Below are 21,917 nucleotides of genomic sequence, written 5' to 3'. Positions count from 1 at the left end.
TAAAATGCTATTACGCTCTTAACGTAGCACCTTGTTGTTCTAATGCTGATAATATTTGATTATGAACTGCTGAAACTTTGTCTTCTGTTAAAGTTTCATTAACATCTAAATAATCAATTCGTATTGCTACTGATTTTTTACCTTCCTCCATATGTTCACCTTCGTAAACATCGAACACTTCTGTATGGTTCAGTATATCAGCGCCATTGTCATTAATTGTATTGATTAATGTTGATGCCGTTACTTCTGTATTAACTACTAATGCTATATCTCTTGATACTCCTGGGAATCTTGGAATAGCTTCATATTCTATTTTACCGACTGGTTGTGCTAATACTTTTGTAAAGTTTAACTCAAACACATAAGTACGGTCTAAATCATTTTCTTTTTCTACAGTAGGATGTAATTCTGCTATTATACCTACTACTTCTTCATTCATTTTCACATATGCAGTTCTACCTGGGTGTAATAAATCTAGTTTTGTCGCTTCAAATGTAAACGACACATTTAATTGTTCTGCAATACGTTCTACAATACCTTTAACTAAGAAGAAATCTACAGGTTCATCTTTTTGTTGCCATTTATTACCTGAATATTGACCTGTTAAAATACCACTTAAAAATTCTACTTCAGTTGGTAATTGGTCTTTACCGTTACTATAGAAAACTTTACCTTGTTCATACAATGCAACGTTTTTATTTTTTCTTGCAACATTATAACGTGTAGCGTCTATTAGTCTTGGTAATATACTTTGACGTAATACCGCTTGATCTTCACTCATAGGCATCATAAGTTCTACTACTTCTTTATCTTCAAGTGTGTAATTTTTAGCTACATCTTTATGGACTAATGAATACGTAATAGCTTGATCTAAACCAGCGCCTTCAAGTATTTCTTTTACCTTACGCTTTTTGAGTTGATTATCTGTTAAATATCCAGCAGTAGCATTTTCGAAGTTTGGTAATGTTGATGGTAATTGGTCATAACCATAAATTCTCGCTACTTCTTCAATTAAGTCTGCTTTAATTGAAATATCACTTCTTCTTGAAGGTACATTAACTTCAAATGCCTCTCCAGTTACATTTGTTCCAAAGCCTAAACGATTAAAAATAACATTAATTTCTTCAGTTGAAAGATTGAATCCAATTAATTGGTTCACATCATTTGTAGTAATTTCAATTACTTTAGAAGTTTCAGGCAATGTGCCATCTGAAACAACTTCACTTAATACTGTTCCACCTGCTATTTCTTGTAAAAGTAAAGCAGCTCTATTTAAAGCGTCTACTACTCTTTCGCTTGCAATACCCTTTTCAAATCTACTTGATGCTTCACTTCTTAAACCTAATCTTCTTGAAGTTTGTCTTACATTTGTAGCATTGAAAATTGCGCTTTCAATTACAACATTTTGAGTTTTTTCTGTTACTTCTGAAAAATCTCCACCCATGACACCAGCTATCGCAATTGGTTCTGAACCGTTTGTAATTACAACATCAGAAGTAATTAATTCTCTTTCAATATCATCAAGTGTCGTAATTTTTTCGTTTTCGTGCGCATATCTTGCTACAATTTGTTCTGAACCAATTTGATCTTGGTCAAACATATGAAGTGGTTGACCGTATTCTAGTAAGATATAATTTGAAATATCAACTACGTTATTTATTGGACGAATTCCCGCTTTCATCAATCTAGATTGCATCCAAGTTGGAGAAGGTGCAATGGTAACGTTCTTAATAACTCTTGCAGCATAATATGGTATTGCTTCTTCATCTTTAATAGTTACAGATAACGCTTGAGTAGATTTTTCTGTAGACTCTTTTAATTCTGTATTTGGATATTGTACTTCATTACCATATAATGCACTTACCTCATGAGCTGCACCTAGCATGCTTAAACAATCTGCTCTATTTGGTGTAAGATCAAAGTCCATAACTTCATCATTAAGTAATAAAGCTTCTAATGCATCACTACCAGGAGTTTGTTCATTTGAAAATACATAAATACCATCTGCATATTTTTTAGGCATAACATTTGCATCTAAACCAATTTCTTGTAGAGAACAAATCATACCTTCTGAAACTTCTCCTCTTAATTTTGCTCGCTTAATTTTAACGCCACCTGGTAAACGTCCACCGACTCTAACAACAATTACATATTGATCAACATCAACGTTAGGTGCACCACATACGATTTGTACAGGCTCTTCTTCGCCGACATCTACTTTACAAATATTAAGTTTATCCGCTTCAGGATGTTTTTCTTTAGATATAACATGACCTACAACTAGTTTCTTAATATCTTCACCGTATTTTTTAATACTGTCTACTTCAATACCGCTTCTTGTTATCTTCTCAGCTAATTCATCTACACCAGCATCTATTTTAATATATTCACTTAACCATTCTTTACTTATTAACATTATGCTTCACCGCCATCTTCTACAGGCTTAAATTGCTCTAAAAATCTTACGTCGTTAGTATAGAAATGTCTAATGTCTTCAATTCCGTATTTCAACATTGCCATTCTATCTGGGCCTAAACCAAACGCAAAGCCTGAATATTTACTTGAGTCAAATCCTGCCATTTCTAATACATTTGGATGCACCATACCTGAACCTAGTACTTCAATCCATCCAGTTTGTTTACATACATTACAGCCATGACCTTTACACTTAAAACATGATACGTCCACTTCTACAGAAGGTTCTGTGAATGGGAAGAAACTTGGTCTTAAACGTATTTCACGGTCAGCACCAAATAATTTACGTGCTAATAATTCCAAAGTTCCTTTAAGGTCACTCATTTTGATGTTTTCAGCAACAACTAATCCTTCAATTTGTGTAAATTGATGACTATGTGTCGCATCATCAGAGTCTCTACGATATACTTTCCCAGGACAAATAATTTTAACTGGGCCAACGCCATTACGCTTTTCTAATGTTCTAGCTTGTACAGGAGAAGTATGTGTACGCATTAAAATTTCTTCAGAAATATAAAAAGTGTCTTGCATATCACGTGCAGGATGTGATTTTGGTAAGTTTAAAGCTTCAAAATTATAATAATCTGATTCTACTTCATAACCTTCGACAATTTCATAGCCTAAACCTATGAATAAATCTTCTAAATCTTCATTTATTTTAGTAAGAGGATGTTTAGCACCTAGGCTTACTTTTCTTCCAGGTAGTGTCACATCAATTGTTTCATTTTCTAATTGGGCATTTAATGCTTCTTCTTCTAGAAGTACTTTTTTAGCTTCAATTTCTTGTTCAATTGCTTTACGTACTTCGTTAACTAATTGACCAAATTCAGGTCTTTCTTCTTTTGGTAATTCTTTCATTTCTTTCATTAGACCTGTTATAACACCTTTTTTACCTAAATAATTCACTTTTACATCTTGCAAAGCTCTTTCAGCTTTTGCTTCGTTAATTCTTACAAGTGCTTCTTGTCTTAATTCAGCTAACTTCTCTTGTAATGACATATATATCCTCCTATTTAGTCGAAAAAAAGACTTCGCCCCCTCTAATAGAGGGACGAAGTCTTCCGTGGTACCACCCAAATTTATACATAGTTATGCATACACTTATATGTTGATAACGGATCTACATTCCGACTTAAATTTCTTTAAGTAGCTAAAAGGATGAAAAAAATTAAGTTACTGCATAGGATTTTTCAGTCTAGAATCCATTCCCTAATTATGCGCAATCATTAATTTACGTCCTTTTGTAAGCTTATATTGATTATGAAACAATTATATAAAATATTGTTTCTTTGGTCAACCTTTCAAATGGTAAAGTAGTATGCCACATGAAACAGCAACATTTAAACTTTCAGCTTTACCGTATAGTGGGATATTAAGATTTTCTGTCGTTTGATTGAGTATTTCTTCTTCAACTCCAGCACCTTCATTACCCATAATTAAAGCGAAGTTTTCTTGACTATTAATTTCTTTATAATTAACAGCATTGAGCAAACTCGTTCCATAAGTATTACCATCAAATGTTTCAATAAATTCATAAATATCATTTTCAACTACTGGTAAATGGAAAACACTACCTTGAGATGCACGTAGTACTTTATCTTGATATGGATCTGCACTACCTTTTGAATATACAACTGCGTCCATTCCAGCAGCATCTGCATTTCGAATTAAAGCGCCCATATTTCCAGGATCTTGCACTCTATCTAATACTAGAACTTGTTTAAAATGGCTCATCTCATAAGTTGGAAGTTCAACTATAGCAAAAATTCCTTGTGGCGTAGTCGTATCTGATAAAGATTCAGCCACTTTAAAGTTTATAATATATGCATCGTCAGCATATTCAACAATTTTGTCATCAACTCTTGAATAATCTACAGCTAATAATGAAATAATCTTCAAATTACTATGATAAGCTTCTTCAACCAAATGGAAACCTTCGATTAAAAATCTCCCTTGTTTAACGCGTTCTTTTTTCTTCTTTAATTTATTCATTTCTTTAATTTTATTATTTTGTACTGAAGTAATCTCTTCCATAAAAACTCCTCGTATTCTAATAGACTTATGTAACTAGTATATATGAAAAAAAACTAATTTAATAGAAATTCTTCTTAAGCATAAAAAAAGACTGTCGACTCTGTCGACAGTCTGAAACATCCTGTTAAGAACATTTACATGTAACTTATTATTTAGAAACGACTTCTTTACCTTTGTATGATCCACATGCTTTACATACACGGTGAGATAATTTCATTTCTCCACAGTTTGAACATTCAACCATACCTGGTACTGAGATTTTGAAATGCGTACGACGTTTTCTTTTAGCTGTTTTTGAAGTTCTTCTAGCTGGAACTGCCATGTCTTATTCCTCCTTAAATTTTATAAACACTTGTCCGATTATTTTTCGTCATCGAAGAATTGTTGTAATTTTTGAAGTCTTGGATCAACTGATTTTTCAGTTTCTACTTCTGAATCTTCGGTTGACTCAAATTGGTCTTCGCCAATAACTTCCCAACCATTGCCTGCCATTGAAACATCTTCACTACCTTCAGAGAACACTTGTAATGGTTTCTCTAAAATAACAAGTTCTTCAATGATTGGTAATAAATTAATCATGCCACCTTCGAGTTTGTGTCTCAATTCGTCATCATTATTATTACTATCACTCAACTCATCTAGTTCAAATATTTCTACTGATGTAGTATCAAATGGTAGCTCTACTGGCTTTAAAGTACGGGCACATGGTAACGTCAATACACCATTAATGTCAAGATTGACAATTATCTCATGCATTCGCACTTGAACGTCTCCTGTTACTTTTATTGGAGAAATATCGATAAGTTCATCTACCCTATCAGTAAGGTATTTCATATCGATTTCTTTATCAAAAGTAAATGGTTCGTTTTGGTATTTTTTAAGTTGTGTTATTGACCACTTCATCTGGGTTCACCTCTTACAAACACAAAAATTATTGTAACCTTAACGACAATGTTTGTCAAGATTTTTTCTTAACATTCATTATCTGATACAATACTTATGATGAATTGAAATGGGAGGAAATGCAAATGAAAAGTGTTGCTTTAATTACTGAATACAATCCATTTCATAATGGGCATGTTTATCACGCAGAATCTTCTAGAGAAATAGCGGATAGTGATGTTGCGATTTCTATCATGAGTGGTTCATTTACAATGCGTGGAGAACCTGCAATTTTAAATAAATTCAAACGAGCTGAAATGGCGATTCAATACGTAGATTTAGTTATAGAATTACCACTTGTCTATGCAATCTCTTCTGGTGATTTATTTGCTAAAGGTGGTGTTCACATAGCAGAGCAACTTCAATGTGATGCTTTATCTTTTGGAAGTGAATCTGGAAATATAGATGATATTAAAAATGCGATTAAACAAATTGAACAAGTAACTAATGATGAAAGATACCAAAGTATGATTAAAGAAGGAAAATCTCATCCAAGAATTATAGCCGAATTAGTTCAAGACACAAACTTACTAAAAGGCTCTAATAACCTTCTTGCTATAGAATACGTTAAACATATTATGCAAAATAACTTATCTATCAATCCCCTCACCATTCAAAGAAAAGATAATATGTATTTAGATCCAGAATTAAACAAAACGACACATATTTCGAGTGCAACTTCTATTCGTAATGCATATTTTAATGATGAAGATAATTATAAATTCAGTTTACCTGAAACAAGTTATGAAATTTTAAGTCAATCTAAAGGTTTGAATTGGGAACATTTTTTCCCACTCTTAAAATGGACAATATTAAGAGCAACACATGATGAGTTACGAGAAATATATATGATGACTGAAGGATTAGAATTTAAAATAAAAAAAGATATAAAAGAAAGTACAAGTTTTGAAATGTTTGTAACACATTTAAAATCAAAAAGATATACTTGGACTAGAATACAGCGCTTATTAACAGCAATATTATTAAATATTAAAACTGAAGATGTCTTAAATTATGAACCTTCAGCAATACGTGTATTAGCAATGTCACAAAAAGGACAGGCATATTTGAAAACAATCAAAGATAAATGTCCTTTACCTATAATTACTAATGTAAATAAACAGTCAGCATCCTATTTTGAAAATGAAATAAAAGCAACAGAACTATACCAATTTATTTCCGGTGAAACAGCAACAGACTTTAATCAACCAGTACATATTAAAAAAAGCAAGTAGACCAGAATTCTAATTTATTTCACTAGATTTCTGGTCCACTCGCTTAAGATTAGCTAAATATACAAACAAACTTTCTGAAAGCATGACAGTTATCATGCTTTTTTATTATGATTCTTTATTCTTAATTTTTTCTTTTAATGCTTTGTTGACATTTTCAGGTACGAATTCTGAAATGTCACCATTAAATTGTGCTACTTCTTTTACGACGCTTGAGCTAATAAATGAATAATTATTATTTGTCATCATATATAATGTTTCAATGTCATCATCTAGTTTCTTATTCATAGATGTAAGTTGCATTTCATATTCAAAGTCGCTAACTGCTCTAAGTCCTCTTACGATTGTTCTTGCATTTATTTCTTTACAAAAATCAACAAGTAAGCCATGAAAAGAGTGGACTACAATATTCGGTACATCTTGCACCGCTTCTTCAATTAAAGCTACACGTTCGTCAGTTGAGAACAGACCTTTTTTAGAAGCATTCTGTAATACAGAAACATGGATCTCATCAAATATTTTTGCACTTCGTTTAATAATATCAATATGCCCTAATGTAATTGGATCAAAGCTTCCTGGAACAACTGCTATTCTTTTAGTCATTGTTTTCTCCTTTTGTTAGCAACATTACATGAGTTAGTCCATATTCGTATTTCTTCAGAACTTCAAACTCACCAGTTTCTATCTTTTCACTTTTATCAAATTCGCAAATTATTGTACCATTTACATTTAATAAGTCAAACGCTTGAATTTTATCTAGAGCCTTATTTATTAAATCTTTTTTATATGGTGGATCTAAAAATATATAATCAAATTTGATGTCTCGTTTATTTAAAGCTTTTAATGCTCTTATTGCATCATTTTTATAAACTTCGAATTGTGTATTTGGTATATGTAATGTATTTAAGTTTTCTTTAATCATTTTTGTAGCTTTAAAATTACCGTCTACAAAAATCACTTTAGTTAATCCTCTAGATAAACCTTCAATGCCCAATCCTCCACTACCTGCAAATAAGTCTAATCCGAGTCCTTCTATATCTTGAAGACCATTAAAGATATTCTCTTTTACTTTATCTGTTGTAGGTCTAGTAGATTGACCATCTATTGTTTTTATATGAAGTCGTTTATATTTTCCACCTATTACTCTCAACTTTAATCATCACTTTCTTTATTATTAATTATTATTTATACTTATCATTGTAGTATATTAACGAAAACGAGGGTTATAAAAATGAAACAATCATTTATCGTAATTGGTCACGGCTTAACAGATTTATTTGAATTTCAAACATTAATAGAATACAATCACGACCGTATTTCTGACATTTTAATGTTACACACACCATTATCACAAGAAAAATTATCTTCTGCTTGCATCATTATGAAACCAACTAAAGATAAACATTTCCAAGCTATTTATACAATTTTAGATGGATTTAAATATCCTTATCCAGAATCTAATAAAAAATTCGATTTAATTAACGAATGGGCAAATGAATACGATATCCAAATTAAAGGATTGGATGTAAAGTCTCGCTCAGAGTTTGCAGAAGATGAACTTTATTTCGCTTACTTAAAAGGTGTATTAAGACTTGAGCGTTATTTACCACCATTACAATAATTTAAAAGTTCAAATATTCTTTTTTATCAGTATTTATATTAGAGTAATCTCTTTTAACATATTTAAATGGTGATACTTTAACATCTTTAACATATTTTAATTTCATGAGATGTTGTATAGTATCATCTATTTTATCTTCATTTGTATATAACATGACATATTGTTCTTTTTTATGAGAATGATATATATTGCCAAATTTACGCAATTGTCGTTCATGTTTCATATTTTTTAAATATACAATTATACTAATTCGTTCAACTAGCTCCATTACGATATCTCCTTAATCTTTTTATGTTTATATTAGCATTTTCTAGAGTACTATGAAAGAAGATAACTTCATAGGTTGTGTGACTTACTTTGCTATCGCATACCAATTTGATAGAATATAGATGCGTCTTCATTTGCATTTCGAAAGGATTGGATAAAATGTCAAAAATTAATTTATTAAAAACAACAGGTCTTATCGGAGGCATCGCGGCTGGTTCATGGATTGTTACAAAATCCACTTCGAACGTCAAACCACGTAAGATTAAACCATTCTTTACTCAACCAGCTCCGTATGTATTTGCACACCGTGGAGGGATGGCATTAAGACCGGAACATACACGTTTAGCTTTTGATCATGCATTAAAGTATGAAGTGACTGGATTCGAAGTTGATGTACGTCTTACAAAAGATGAAGTACTTGTCGTAATGCACGATAACACTGTAGACAGAACAAGTAATGGCTCTGGCTTTGTAGGTGAACATACATTGGAAGAATTACGTCAATTAGACTTTGGCTATCATTTTAAAGATATTAATAACGAGCATCCATATAGAGGTCACGACAAAGCAAAGATAGTGACTCTAACAGAGCTTTTAACTGAATATCCTAATATCTTAGTTAACATAGATATTAAAGATCATCCTGAGTCATATACAGGTAGTTTAGCACCTTCTCATCTATATAGAATCATTAGTGAATTAAAGGCTGAGAATCGTGTAAATATCACAAGTTTTTATGACGAACAAATAGATAGATTTAATTTATATGCTCAAGACACTATTTCATTAGGTACTGGTCAAAATGAAGTAACAAAAGCATTTTTAGCTTACTACTCAGGTTACGGACACACTTATCAACCTAAAACAGATACATTCCAAATACCTACACAAGCAAAAGGACTTCCATTAGACTCTGAAGGTTTTATTCAATTTTTAACTTCACTTAATATTTCCGTTGCTTTTTGGGTAGTAAATCAAATCGATACAATGGATGATCTTATTCAAAAAGGTGCACATACTATTGTAACTGATCGTCCAGATACAGCGCATTTTCTAATAAATAAACAATATTAATAATATGAAGCTTGGAGCATATTTCCTAACTTAAAAAAATAAGCATATCACTTAACTGAATTTTCCAGTTTTATAGTGATATGCTTATTTTTTTATAATATCTTACGATTTTGTACGTGCGTGCTTGCCTAGGGTATGGTTCGAGCCTGTAGTCTCTCACGATACTGTCCCCTCAGGCGTCAGCACTTTACAAAATCGTTGCCAATAGCTATTTTTATAGAAAAATGAGATATGATGTAGATTAAGTCGGAAGTTAATCTACATCATACCCAAAATGATTATTATAAAAAATAAGAGCAGAAATTCATTTTATTAATGAATTTCTGCTCTTATTAATAGATATTTTATGATGAACATCCACAAGATCCACCTGTAGAACAACCTCCACCTTGACTATCACTACTGAAAAATGGATTACCTGTATCAACTTTAACGTTGTTAGAAATTGAATAAGATACAATGCTTATAACTTCGTCTAACAAGTCCTGTAAAGCTGTTTCTTTTGTCTTAAAATTGGATACAACAGGATGCATTTCATATGCTCTTTTTTGTTGTCTCGTTTCTTTCATAACTCTACTATAATCAGGATGATATCTTCCAAATCTCAGACAATCATCGTAATGTGATTTAATTTGGTCAAACTTTTGTCTTAATATTTTCACTTCTAAATCTGTCTCAAGTTTATATTTTGCTTCTTGATACTCTTGATAAATGAGTGATTCTTTTATACATGAACTTAATTCATCAGATTGATCTAATATATTAACTGTTTCTACAGTAAACATAACATGATGCCTCCTTATTTTTTATTTTCTTTAAAAACAAGTGAATAGTATTCGCGTGAATTACCAGCACCAAATTCATCATATTGACTACCTAATAACTTTTCTCTATATGAATTATTATTCAACCAGCTGTTTACTAAAGTTGGTACGTCATAAAAATTATATGCTAAATTTTGATTTATTGTTTCGTATTCAATATTTTGATCGTTGATATGTTTCATTATACCATCTTCCAATGATTTAACAGCTTCTTCTTCATCAACGTCATCTTCAATAGAATCAGCTTCCAATTGAGTGATATATGTCAATTGGTCATTCATCTCTAATGGTTTAACACCCTTCATTTCTCTTATTTCATTAACGATTTCAAGAAGTGTTAAATCTTTATTAATATGTGAATGGAAATTTTGCTTATCAGATCGCTTAAGTTTCTTATCATTATCACTTGAGATTTTCGACATTGAAAATGGTGCATGTTCGATAACTACATCTGAGTCCATAAATTTCACGCCCATGACTTCATTTGTTTCACTATCGATTAATACTTGAGCATACACATTACCATATTTAATAAGCAACTGAGTCTTAATATCTCTTTCAGATAATTCAAGTTTATACTTACCATACGAACTATCAATAACAGGTTCCATATCTATATTCGTTCCATTAAAGAATTTCGTTGCCTCTTGTTTCATTTTTATTGGTGAAACATCAACTTTATTACCTGTAGCATATACGGATGATACTTTATTATTTTTAGCCGAAACTAAATAATAATGTTCTTTATTTTTAAAGACATAATTCTTTCTATCGTGCTCTGTCTTATATACCCTATCTGGTTCCCCTAAATCATCTATGACTTCGCCTATATCTTTATAAACATATGTACCAACGCCTTCTTTCAACTTAGCGTTGCCTGTTGATTTTTCAGCTTGTTGTTCATAGTAATTTTCATTTGCTTTATCATGAGAGTAATTTGGATTCTTCAATACATCAAATTCTAATTTAGGTGAATAGAATAAATAAAAGAGTACAATGATTAAAATAGTTATTGCTACAACTTTAATAATAATATTTTTCAACTATTTACCTCCTCTTTTATTCCTAATTATAATTATATCATTTTACAGTAAAACTTTTAGTTAAATCAATCGAAATCTTAATAATCTTATTAAATTTAAATGTACATTGCAACATTGAAGCTTTTATCATAAAATAAACTTAAAGGTACATAGAGGGAGGAAAAATACATGGTATTTGATAATACAAGTCTTGAAAAGGTTATCATTGAACAAGAACTATTAAAAGATGTTATGAATAAGCATGGTTTTGTAGCTGGTGGACATTGGGATTACGAACGTATCACTTATGATTTCAAATATGAAATCAGTGAAGGTATTTATTACTTAAGAATTCCAGGTTATGCACTTAAAGGGGACGTTGGTGCAAATAACGCAACAATTCAATTAATGGATCCTTATCTAGGTAAGCATTACTATCCAACAGGTGTTGAATACGGTGATGATGAAGTCTATCCAGATAATTTAGTTGCACATTGCAATTTATTAATTGAACGAATTACGTCAGATATTAAAGCATTAAATACATTAGGTGCTCATTAATTCAACAAATCCAAAAAGATATAAAACGGAGACGTGATTTTTTCACGTCTCTTAATTTATACATAAGTTCAGTAAAGAGGTAATAATTATGAAAAAGTGGATAAACAAACGAAGCATTAGCATATTTATCATCATAATTTTATTAATTCTATTTATTTATTTTATTATACCCATTTCTATACCGTTAATTTTAGCATTTATTATTGCACTTGCATTTAACCCCTTAGTTAATAAATTATCGCAAAAAATCAATAGTCGTAAATGGAGTGTAACCATTATATACACTTTGCTGATTACGGTAACAGGATTTTTAATTTATTTATTTTTAACAAAATTAATTGATCAAATCGTCTTATTTATAAAAGACTTACCTAATAGAATAAATTTATTAATAAAAGTTATAGAACAGTACAATGATAAAATGAAAGCAGTGTTGCCAGATGAAATGGCTGAAACAATCAATAAAGAACTGCAAAATTTTGTAGCTACATTGAGAGACTCCATCACTCATTATTTTAGTGTACAAAATATAACAGAAGTTGTTTCTTCATTACCTGGATTTATCATCAGTCTTGTTGTTTTTCTAGTAGCATTATTTTTATTTATGTTAGAAATACCTAATATTCATCGTTTCATAAAAAAACATTTATACCCTGCAACATACCGAGAAGTGTATAAAATATATAACAAAATTGGACATTCTATAATTGGAATGCTTACAGCAACAATTGTCTTAAGCTTTATTACATGGGTATTTACATACTTAGGTCTTCTCATTATCGGCGTAGAATCCGCCTTTATTATTAGCCTATTCATTTGGTTTGTTGACCTATTACCAATTATCGGTGCAACAGGATTAACAATCCCATGGGCAATTTATGCTTATATTGTTGGAGACCCAACTTTAGGTATCCAACTCATAATATTATCAATTGTTTTATTAGTACAAAGAAAGATATTAGAACCTAAAATCTTTGGTACAGGCGTTGGTTTAACACCATTGCCCACTTTAATTTCAATGTTTATTGGATTAAAATTACTTGGTTTCATAGGATTCTTTATAGGACCACTAGTTTTAATTGTAATCAAAACGATTCTAGAATCAGGTATTATCAAAACAGACTTTAAAATATAGAAAAATGAGCTTAGGACATAAATGTCCTAGAATTCTATTAAGAGCAGAAATTCATTATTAAATTGAATATCTGCTTTTATTTTTTTAAAAATCATTCACACTACTTCCGACTTGTGTGAATATAAATACTCTTACTTACACTTCTCTCGACTTGTGTAAATATAGCTACTCATGCTTACACTTCTCACGACTTGTGTGAATATAAATACTCTTACTTACACTTCTCTCGACTTGTGTAATTATAGATACCCTTGCTTACACTTCTTTAGACTTGTGTAATTATAGATACCCATACATACACTTCTTTAGACTTGTGTAATTATAGATACCCTTGCTTACACTTCTCTCAACTTGTGTAATTATAGATACCCTTGCTTACACTTCTCTCAACTTGTGCAAATTCAGCTGTTCTATAAACTAAGAGGCTGAGGCAATTAAATTGTCTCAGCCTCTTAGCATTGTAATAAAATAGATATTAGCAACGATTTTGTAGTGCAGACGCCTGAGGGAATAGTATGTGTGAGAGACTACAGGCTCGAGCCATACCCCTAGGCAAGCATGCACGTACAAAATCGTAAACTTGTGTATAAAGGGATATTGAGAGCGATTTTGTAAGTGCGGACGCCTGAGGGAATCGTATGCGTGAGAGACTACAGGCTCGAGCCATATCCCCAGGCAAGCATGCACATACAAAATCGTAAGATTGTATGTAAATAGATATTAGCAACGATTTTGTAAGTGCGGACGCCTGAGGGAATCGTATGCGTGAGAGACTACAGGCTCGAGCCATATCCTAGGCAAGCATGCACGTACAAAATCGTAAGATGAAAAAATAAGCATATCACTGTAACTTTTAAAAAATCAGTTAAGTGATATGCTTATTTATTTTGCGTTAAGATTTATGTCCCAAGCACGAACATTATATTAATGCCCTAAAATCGCTTTGATCATAGAAGTTGTTTCTCCGCCATGATAGAAAACATATAGTAATAAATAAACTGCTACGCCTGTAATAGCTGTAAAGAACCATATAATTGAAGTTACAGGTCCAAACTTACGATGTCGCTCTAGTTTATTCTTCAAGCCTAAATAAATCGTATATATCCCCATAATAGCCCCAACTGTAGCAAGTGTAATATGGAAAATTAAAAATATAGTATAATAAATCTTGATGCTATCAGGTCCACCAAAAGATGTGTTACCGATAAATATTGTTCTACTAGCGTAAATTGTAAAGAATATTACAGCAGCAACTGCAGCTGACAACATAAATTTTTTGTGTGTTTCGATCTTTTTTTGTGATATAAAGTACCAACCAATAGCTACTAAGACTGCGCTTAATACTATAAATGTTGTACTAATTGTCGGTAATATAGGTAAATTCATTTTTATACATCCTATCTAAATTGATTATATAAAGCTTTTCTTTCTTGTAATTTTCTCAAACTATCTTCAGTAATTTGTTTTTCATTTTTTCTCTCATAACGGAACCATCTTATAAATATAATGTATAGATATATTCCAAAGACGATTTCTTGCATTACTTTCATTATGACGCCACCAGTTTGTTGATCTTCTAATGGTGAAAAATTCGTAAAGTATTCTGGACCAGATAAGCCTGTACCTTGGACAACAGTATTCAATGTGTCTGCAGGTACACATAAAGTCATAGCGCCTAACCACGCCTCTCCAGACGTGTATGTGTCGTACATAGCATTTCCACTAAAGATAATCAGACCACATGACGGTGTTAATAGTACACCAATGAAGAAAATATAAAGTATCTTTTTAATATTAGACATTTGATTTTCTTCAGATATATGTCTATTGAATATAGGATGCCACATAAACCATGCACTAATGAATAATATAATTGTGTACAAATCATGTAATACAACATCTTGTTTTAACGTATCTAACACTAGTGGTATGTGGTATACAGAGAATAATCCGTTGAAAAGAATTATAGCTAAAATTGGTTTTGTGAACAATTTTACTATTTTATTAATAACAGGTAATTCTTCTACATATTTAACAATGTATTCCGGAATTGCAAAAAACAGCATCGGCACAATAATTAAAAATAACAAAGCCATTTGTAACATATGAAAACTAAAAATAATATGTGAAAGTAGATCGATTGGTCCACCTTCTAATAAATATATTGATAGCATTAATATAACAAATAATACTGCTTCACCTTTTCTTAAAGGTCTGCCTCCAGGAATATCTTTATACCATTTTCCACAGATTAAAAAATATAAAATAATTACGCATAATACCCCTACAAAAAAGAACGGAGTCCAATTTGCCCAAAATCCAAATATTGATATTGAGGTTAAGTTACCCATCTAAACACTTCCCCATAAAGTCATTACTCTTATTATAAAATTTAATTCAAAGTTAAACAACCCAACAAAATAAATAGTTATGACAATGATATGACCAAATATAGAAAAAGACTCAAAAACTTATATAACAAAGTTTTTGAGTCTTAAAATCATTATTTTGTTTTAACGAATAATGGATCGCCTAACCATACAATATATAGGAAAGTTGCAACAAATGATAATCCAAAGAATAAGCCTGTAATCATAAACAGCTTAGATACACCATGTTTTTCAGCTTTCATATGCATGAAATAGTAAAATTGTAATACTACTTGTAAAACAGCTAAACCTAAAATTACTGGTATAACAAATTCTTTAGGAAACTCTGCAGCAACAAGTGCGAAAGCAACAAATGTAACAAAAATCATAATTGCAAAGTTAGTAACTTGCATGCGCATTTCTTTTGTACTTTTACGTTTCTTATATGCTTTAAGTGCTTGTGCGTCATGATTTATTTGTTGGCTCATATTATCCTAACGCTCCCATCAAGTATACTACTGTAAAGATAAACACCCATACAACATCAATAAAGTGCCAATACAGAGCAGCAGTATTAAATTTATGTGCATTATAAATACTTAAACCTCTAGCTTTGTTACGGAAGATAAGTAATGATAACCATACTAGTCCAATAACAACGTGGAAACCGTGCGTTCCTACTAAGAAGTAGAATGCACTACCAAAAGCACTTGAACGGAATGTATGGCCTTGATGAACATACTCTACGAACTCATAAATTTCAAGTCCTAAGAAACCTAAACCTAGCAAGACTGTAACGCCTATCCAAATGAATACGCCTTTAGCATTAAAGTTACGTAAATGGTATAAAGCATAAACACTTGTTAAAGATGATGTTAATAATAACATCGTCATTACGAACGCTAATGGTAAGTGGAATAAATCTTTAGCTAATAAATGATCTTCACTTGGTACAGCATCTTTTAATGCTAAGTATGTTGCAAATAATGAAGCGAATAATGCAACCTCTCCACCAAGGAATACCCAGAAACCTACGAGTTTATTTTTACCTTCCATAGATGCTGTTTCAGGATGGTCAGGCCAATTGTCAGCTGTAAATTTAACTTCTTCATGTGACATTAACGCTCACCCCTTTCATACTCTAATAATTCTTCTTTAGAAATATGATGACCATGATCATCTTTAAGTGATCTTACAATCATACTTCCTGCAGTAATTGCTAAACCAAGAATAAGTACATATACTGCCCAAGGTTTTTCATTTAAGTCTTTAACAGCATCTAGAGCCCATTCTTTACCATCTGCAAAATACATTGCACCGAATGATGCTACAAATAGTCCAAATGCTTGCATAAATGGAACAAATGAATTGTTAGGCATGTGTATTTCATCTAGTGATTCTGCTGGAAGAATTTTTCCATCACCATGAGTTTTCTCAACCCATAATGCATCTAGACCACGAACTAAAGGTGTTTGTGCAAAGTTATAATGTGGCGTAGGTATTGGTAATGACCATTCTAAAGTACGGCCATCTCCCCATGCATCTTTACCAACTTTTTCACCTTTAATTAATGTAATTACAACGTTAGTTACTTCTATAATTACAGCTACAGCCATAAATAAAGCACCAATTGAAGAAACTAAGTTTGGTATATCATATCCTTGTCCTGGTAGATATGTAAATACTCGACGAGGCATACCCCATAGTCCTAAGAAATGTTGGATTAAGAATGTTAAATGGAAACCAATGAAGAATAACCAGAATGTGATTTTACCTAGTTTTTCACTTAACATTTTTCCAGCAATTAACGGGAACCAATAATGTAAACCTGCTAATAGCGCAAATACTACACCACCAACGATTACGTAATGGAAGTGAGCAACGATAAAGTACGAGTCATGTAATTGATAGTCAGCAGGAGCTGATGCTTGCATGACACCTGTTACGCCACCCATAACGAATGATGGTATGAAGAATAATGCGTATAACATTGGTGTCGTAAATTCAACACTACCGCCCCATACAGTGAGCAACCAGTTAAATATTTTAACACCTGTCGGTACAGCGATTGCCATAGTTGCTACAGCGAAAATAGCGTTAGCTACTGGACCTAGTCCTACTGTGAACATATGGTGAGCCCATACCATAAATCCTAAGAAACCAATTAATACTGTAGCGAATACCATCGCTGAGTAACCAAATAATCTTTTTCTAGCGAATACAGGTATAATTTCAGAGAAAATACCAAACGCTGGTAAAACTAGAATATAAACTTCTGGGTGTCCAAAGATCCAGAATAAATGTTCCCAAATGATTGTGTTACCACCTTGAGAAGCAACAAAGAATGATGTACCAAACATTCTATCGAATATTAACAAGAATAAACCGATAGTTAATGGTGGAAACGCAAATACGATTAAAGTTGAAGCAACAAATGTTGTCCAAGTCATTAATGGCATACGCATATACGTCATACCCGGTGCTCTCATATTAACAATTGTAGCTACAAAGTTAATACCAGCAATTAAAGTACCAGCACCAGAAATTTGCAGCCCTAGAGCATAGAAGTTAATACCATGTCCGGCAGATTCAAGTGCCAAACTTGCATAAGATGTCCAACCTGCATCAGGTGCTCCACCTAAAATCCATGATAAGTTTAAGAATATTCCACCGAAGAAGAATAACCAAAAACCTAATGCATTTAAGAATGGAAATGCAACATCTCGTGCACCAATTTGTAATGGAACAACAGCATTCATATAGCCAAATAGCAAAGGCATTGCAGCTAAGAATATCATCGTTGTACCATGCATAGTTATAATTTCATTAAACAGGCCAGCTGACACAAAGTCATTTTCTGGAACTATTAACTGAATACGGATTAACATTGCTTCTATTCCACCGACAGCAAAGAATAATCCCCCAGCAATTAAATATAAAATAGCAATTTTTTTGTGGTCAACAGTTGTTAAAAAGTCCCAAACAGTTGATCCAAACCCCTTTTTACTTTGAGTAGACACTAGAGTAACCTCCCTTTCAATTCTTACTTATCGACTTTTCTTTCCATTAAGTAGGCAGATAAAGCATCAATGTCTTCATCAGAAACTTTGTATTGATCAGTCATTTTATTACCTGGTTTAATACTTTCTGGGTCTTTTATCCATTTTTTAAGGTTTTCTTCATCATGTTCTAAATAACCTGCAATTAAATCACGATCACCAAAGTTTGTAAGGTTAGGTCCTTTAGCACCGTCTCCTGTTGGTGTAACAGCGTGACATCCTGCACATGATTTATTAAATACCTTTTCACCTTCTTTAGCTTGGCTAGAAGTAGCAGCTACAGGTTTATCAACAGATTTCATATCTTTAACCCATTTGTCAAAATCATCTTGTGGCAAGGCTTTTACTTTAAAGTCCATTAATGCATGTGATGGGCCACATAGCTCAGCACATTTACCGTAGAATAAATTTTTAACATCTTTTGCTTTTTTATCGTTGAATTCTAAGTAGAATTTATTAATTCCTTCTACGTTAGTATCCATTTTACCACCAACTGCAGGTACCCAGAATGAGTGTTTAACATCAGCAGAATGTAATCTGAAGTAAACTTTTTTATCTGTAGGTACTACAAGTTCTTGGCTTGTAACAATTTTTTCGTTTGGATAACTAAACTCCCACCAATAAAGGTTAGCAGTAACATCTATTACAAGCTCTTTACTTTCACCTTTTTCATCCACTTTGTCGATAGCTTTAGTATCTCCTAATGAGAACGTAAGCATTACCGTTGGGATAGCTAAAATAATAAGTAAAAGAATTGGAACGATTGTCCAAACTAATTCTAATTTATGATTACCTTCAACATCTTTAGGTACAAAATCTTCACCTAATTTTTTTCGACGGAATTTAATCATTGCAATTAAGAAAATAACAACAACTACAACAATAACTAGCAACATAATGCCTATAGAAAGCATTAATAAAAAGAATTGTTTATCAGCTACTTCACCAGCTGGTCGAAGTACTGATAAATGTTTTTCGCCACAACCTGCTAACACAAATAGCAGTGTCGCAAGCAAAGCAAACATTTTCGTGTTTTTTAAACGTGTCTTCATTCGTTTAACCCCTCTTTCATGCATTCATTCATATTAATTATATTAATTGTACAACAGTAACTAAAACCGTCATTACAAAGAAAATAACAAGATAGTTTAAAGAAAATACAAACATACTCGTAGCCCATTTTGATTTGTTTATTTCTTTTTTAAATCCATTTAAAGCTAATATCATCCAAGCTATATTAAGTAATGTAGCAATAACTATAAATACAGTACCTAATTGAGTCATCAAGAACGGTAAAGGTAATAAAAGCACTACCCAAAGTAACATACTCAAACGCGTTCTATTAAAGCTTTTTACAGATGGTAACATTGGTATATTAGCTAAAGCATATTCATCTTTACGACGATAAGCAAGAGCATAAAAGTGAGCAGGTTGCCATGCGAATAGCACTAAAAATAGTGTCCATGCAAGCGGACTTAATGATGGATCAATACTCGCCCAACCAATTAATGGTGGTATTGCACCTGGAAAACTACCAACTACCGTATTCCATACGGTATGTCTCTTAGACCAAATTGAGTACAACACGACATAACCAAATATTCCAAGCAATCCAATTATCCCTGTTGGAATATTAATCATGAATAGTAAAATTTCGCCCAAAATCATTAGTCCAAAACTCAATTGAATTAAGTGGCGATCACTGATTCTTCCATTAACAGTTGGTCTTTTTTGTTTTGATGGCATTATAGAATCAATATCTTGATCGTAGTAATTGTTAATAGCACAAGCTCCACCCATAATAAGTGTTGACCCTACTATCATTAATAGTACAATCGGCAAACTTTGGAAGAAGTTAAATCCACCAAATACTATTGCAAGCCATGCACCTGCAAATGTTGGGATCAGATTCCCTTGAACAAGACCCATTTTAATGATGGCTTTAATTTCATATAACGTGAGACGTCCTGTGCCTATGTCTTTTTCAGAAGTCACACTATATTGATTTTGTTGCAATTTTGTCCCTCCTTCCATTATCTTTCACATATAACTCAATGATATATGAAAATTGTCACATAATCTATACATTTTTGAAACAAAATTTTGACATTTTATTACTCATTCTGAGTACGCATAAAAAGTCATTATTGTGTAACATTTACAATGCTCATTCATTGTTATACTATAGATATTAGTGTTTAAATCAGAATCGTATTAAAGTAATAACAATTGTTAATACGTTGTTCTCTTAAATTCTATCATATTTTTAAATATAAATAAGGTTTATTTTAGAATATAGCCCATTTTATGTACTATAAATATGAATTTAAATTTTACTTGAGGTGTTCGTATTGTTTAGTGATAAATTTTTGAAATGGCTAGCAACTCTAGCGACAATCGTAATGTTATTTGTACAATTAGGTGGAGCACTCGTATCTAAAACTGGTTCTGCTGATGGTTGTGGTAGTTCTTGGCCATTATGTCATGGATCTTTCATTCCTTCAGATTGGCCAATTGAAACGATTATAGAATTAGCTCATAGAGGTGTGTCTGGTTTAGCACTTATATTAGTATGTATGCTTTCTTATATAAGCTGGGTTAAATTAGGACACATTAGAGAAGTTAAACCTCTATCTATAACAAGTATTGCATTTATTTTTGCACAAGCACTTATTGGTGCTGCCGCAGTTATTTGGCAACAAAATGCTTTTATTTTATCTTTACACTTTGGAATATCACTTATTAGCTTTGCTTCAGTTTTATTACTTACATTAATCATTTATGAAGTTGACAAGAAATTCGAAGCAACTAGTTTAATAATAAATAATCATTTGAAATTTCACACTTTCGCTGTAACAACATACATTTACTTCGTAATATATTCAGGTGCATTAGTTAGACATGCAGATGCGAGTTTAGCATGCTTAAGTTGGCCTCTTTGCCAAGATGGTAATATTGGGTTACCACAAAACTTTTATGAATGGGTTCAAATGTCACATAGAACATTAGCATTTTTCATATTTATATGGATCTTATACATTTTCATTCATGCATTTAAAAATTATACACAATATCGTGTCATTAAGTACGGCTGGCTATTAGCATTCATATTAGTATGTTTACAAGTTACAACTGGTGCGTTATCCGTAATAACTAGAGTGAATTTATTTATCGCATTACTTCATGCATTATTCATTACATTACTATTTGGCTTATTATGCTATTTCATTATGCTTATAAGAAGATCCAAACGAAATTTATAATTATTTAAAAAAGCCTCTTAATTCTTTTACAATAAGAAT

23 protein-coding genes are annotated in these 21,917 nt (G+C 31.8%); 6 read left to right on the top strand and 17 right to left on the bottom strand.

The window, feature by feature from the left end; genetic code table 11:
* Positions 1–10: 10 nt before the first annotated feature.
* The 5 genes from pheT to LQ608_RS02650 all read right to left on the bottom strand — a co-directional run bounded on the left by pheT (position 11) and on the right by LQ608_RS02650 (position 5,412).
* The gene (gene pheT, locus LQ608_RS02670; RefSeq protein WP_239749429.1) at positions 11–2,416 is read right to left on the bottom strand and encodes a phenylalanine--tRNA ligase subunit beta; all 2,406 of its coding nucleotides are present in this window, start codon (positions 2,414–2,416) and stop codon (positions 11–13) included.
* On the bottom strand, positions 2,416–3,474 hold the full coding sequence (gene pheS / locus LQ608_RS02665; protein ID WP_107509588.1) for a phenylalanine--tRNA ligase subunit alpha: 1,059 nt from the start codon (positions 3,472–3,474) through the stop codon (positions 2,416–2,418). The genes pheT and pheS overlap by 1 nt, the downstream gene beginning before the upstream one ends.
* A 294-nt stretch (positions 3,475–3,768) precedes the next feature.
* The gene (locus LQ608_RS02660) at positions 3,769–4,509 is read right to left on the bottom strand and encodes a TrmH family RNA methyltransferase (protein WP_239749427.1); all 741 of its coding nucleotides are present in this window, start codon (positions 4,507–4,509) and stop codon (positions 3,769–3,771) included.
* 148 nt (positions 4,510–4,657) lie between these two features.
* Positions 4,658–4,831 (bottom strand): 50S ribosomal protein L32, encoded by a 174-nt coding sequence (gene rpmF, locus LQ608_RS02655; RefSeq protein ID WP_025904638.1) that lies wholly within the window; start codon positions 4,829–4,831, stop codon positions 4,658–4,660.
* Between the two features lie 38 nt (positions 4,832–4,869).
* A complete protein-coding gene (locus tag LQ608_RS02650) occupies positions 4,870–5,412 on the bottom strand; it encodes a YceD family protein (RefSeq protein ID WP_078356832.1) in 543 nt (180 codons plus the stop codon).
* Positions 5,413–5,537: 125 nt separating this feature from the next.
* On the opposite strand from LQ608_RS02650, the gene LQ608_RS02645 reads away from it, so the two are divergent.
* Entirely contained in the window at positions 5,538–6,686 is a 1,149-nt protein-coding gene (locus tag LQ608_RS02645) for a nucleotidyltransferase (protein ID WP_239749426.1), read from the top strand.
* Positions 6,687–6,791: 105 nt separating this feature from the next.
* On the opposite strand, the gene coaD is transcribed toward LQ608_RS02645, so the two are convergent.
* Both coaD and rsmD read right to left on the bottom strand, forming a co-directional pair.
* Entirely contained in the window at positions 6,792–7,286 is a 495-nt protein-coding gene (gene coaD, locus LQ608_RS02640; protein ID WP_078356830.1) for a pantetheine-phosphate adenylyltransferase, read from the bottom strand.
* On the bottom strand, positions 7,279–7,833 hold the full coding sequence (gene rsmD / locus LQ608_RS02635) for a 16S rRNA (guanine(966)-N(2))-methyltransferase RsmD (RefSeq protein ID WP_078356829.1): 555 nt from the start codon (positions 7,831–7,833) through the stop codon (positions 7,279–7,281). The genes coaD and rsmD overlap by 8 nt, the downstream gene beginning before the upstream one ends.
* Positions 7,834–7,914: 81 nt before the next feature.
* Between rsmD and LQ608_RS02630 the strand changes: the two genes are divergently transcribed.
* Entirely contained in the window at positions 7,915–8,304 is a 390-nt protein-coding gene (locus LQ608_RS02630) for a DUF7147 family protein (protein WP_115337594.1), read from the top strand.
* 1 nt (position 8,305) lies between these two features.
* On the opposite strand, the gene LQ608_RS02625 is transcribed toward LQ608_RS02630, so the two are convergent.
* The gene (locus tag LQ608_RS02625) at positions 8,306–8,572 is read right to left on the bottom strand and encodes a DUF2129 domain-containing protein (protein ID WP_078356827.1); all 267 of its coding nucleotides are present in this window, start codon (positions 8,570–8,572) and stop codon (positions 8,306–8,308) included.
* 158 nt (positions 8,573–8,730) lie between these two features.
* On the opposite strand from LQ608_RS02625, the gene LQ608_RS02620 reads away from it, so the two are divergent.
* On the top strand, positions 8,731–9,645 hold the full coding sequence (locus tag LQ608_RS02620) for a glycerophosphodiester phosphodiesterase family protein (RefSeq protein WP_239749425.1): 915 nt from the start codon (positions 8,731–8,733) through the stop codon (positions 9,643–9,645).
* A 344-nt stretch (positions 9,646–9,989) separates the two neighbouring features.
* Here the strand turns inward: LQ608_RS02620 and LQ608_RS02615 are convergent, their stop codons facing one another.
* Both LQ608_RS02615 and LQ608_RS02610 read right to left on the bottom strand, forming a co-directional pair.
* Complete coding sequence (locus LQ608_RS02615) at positions 9,990–10,430, bottom strand: YlbF/YmcA family competence regulator (RefSeq protein WP_239749424.1); 441 nt, start codon at positions 10,428–10,430, stop codon at positions 9,990–9,992.
* A gap of 14 nt (positions 10,431–10,444) precedes the next feature.
* Entirely contained in the window at positions 10,445–11,512 is a 1,068-nt protein-coding gene (locus tag LQ608_RS02610) for a CAP domain-containing protein (RefSeq protein WP_239749423.1), read from the bottom strand.
* Between the two features lie 168 nt (positions 11,513–11,680).
* Between LQ608_RS02610 and LQ608_RS02605 the strand changes: the two genes are divergently transcribed.
* Positions 11,681–12,052 carry a YugN family protein gene (locus LQ608_RS02605; protein WP_078356823.1) on the top strand — a complete coding sequence of 124 codons (372 nt, stop codon included), beginning with the start codon at positions 11,681–11,683 and terminating at the stop codon, positions 12,050–12,052.
* 88 nt (positions 12,053–12,140) lie between these two features.
* Positions 12,141–13,187: a sporulation integral membrane protein YtvI gene (gene ytvI, locus LQ608_RS02600; RefSeq protein ID WP_208143996.1), complete on the top strand. Its 1,047-nt coding sequence runs from the start codon at positions 12,141–12,143 to the stop codon at positions 13,185–13,187.
* Between the two features lie 924 nt (positions 13,188–14,111).
* On the opposite strand, the gene LQ608_RS02595 is transcribed toward ytvI, so the two are convergent.
* The 7 genes from LQ608_RS02595 to cyoE form a co-directional block, all read right to left on the bottom strand.
* The gene (locus tag LQ608_RS02595; RefSeq protein ID WP_239749422.1) at positions 14,112–14,573 is read right to left on the bottom strand and encodes a DUF420 domain-containing protein; all 462 of its coding nucleotides are present in this window, start codon (positions 14,571–14,573) and stop codon (positions 14,112–14,114) included.
* 11 nt (positions 14,574–14,584) lie between these two features.
* Positions 14,585–15,538: a cytochrome c oxidase assembly factor CtaG gene (ctaG, locus tag LQ608_RS02590; RefSeq protein WP_239749421.1), complete on the bottom strand. Its 954-nt coding sequence runs from the start codon at positions 15,536–15,538 to the stop codon at positions 14,585–14,587.
* 152 nt (positions 15,539–15,690) lie between these two features.
* Positions 15,691–16,044 (bottom strand): cytochrome C oxidase subunit IV family protein, encoded by a 354-nt coding sequence (locus LQ608_RS02585; RefSeq protein ID WP_239749419.1) that lies wholly within the window; start codon positions 16,042–16,044, stop codon positions 15,691–15,693.
* 1 nt (position 16,045) lies between these two features.
* On the bottom strand, positions 16,046–16,675 hold the full coding sequence (locus LQ608_RS02580) for a cytochrome c oxidase subunit 3 (RefSeq protein WP_239749418.1): 630 nt from the start codon (positions 16,673–16,675) through the stop codon (positions 16,046–16,048).
* Positions 16,675–18,576: a cytochrome c oxidase subunit I gene (gene ctaD / locus LQ608_RS02575; protein WP_239749417.1), complete on the bottom strand. Its 1,902-nt coding sequence runs from the start codon at positions 18,574–18,576 to the stop codon at positions 16,675–16,677. The genes LQ608_RS02580 and ctaD overlap by 1 nt, the downstream gene beginning before the upstream one ends.
* A 23-nt stretch (positions 18,577–18,599) precedes the next feature.
* Entirely contained in the window at positions 18,600–19,667 is a 1,068-nt protein-coding gene (gene coxB, locus LQ608_RS02570) for a cytochrome c oxidase subunit II (protein ID WP_239749416.1), read from the bottom strand.
* 37 nt (positions 19,668–19,704) lie between these two features.
* On the bottom strand, positions 19,705–20,610 hold the full coding sequence (gene cyoE, locus LQ608_RS02565; RefSeq protein WP_170167678.1) for a heme o synthase: 906 nt from the start codon (positions 20,608–20,610) through the stop codon (positions 19,705–19,707).
* 356 nt (positions 20,611–20,966) lie between these two features.
* On the opposite strand from cyoE, the gene LQ608_RS02560 reads away from it, so the two are divergent.
* Complete coding sequence (locus LQ608_RS02560) at positions 20,967–21,878, top strand: COX15/CtaA family protein (RefSeq protein ID WP_239749415.1); 912 nt, start codon at positions 20,967–20,969, stop codon at positions 21,876–21,878.
* Positions 21,879–21,917: the final 39 nt, after the last annotated feature.

Origin of the sequence: Mammaliicoccus sp. H-M34 (assembly GCF_022386495.1) — a bacterium.
Taxonomy (GTDB): domain Bacteria; phylum Bacillota; class Bacilli; order Staphylococcales; family Staphylococcaceae; genus Mammaliicoccus; species Mammaliicoccus fleurettii.
The sequence above is the reverse complement of the archived record's forward strand: the minus strand, read 5'-3'. Positions and strand labels throughout refer to the sequence as shown.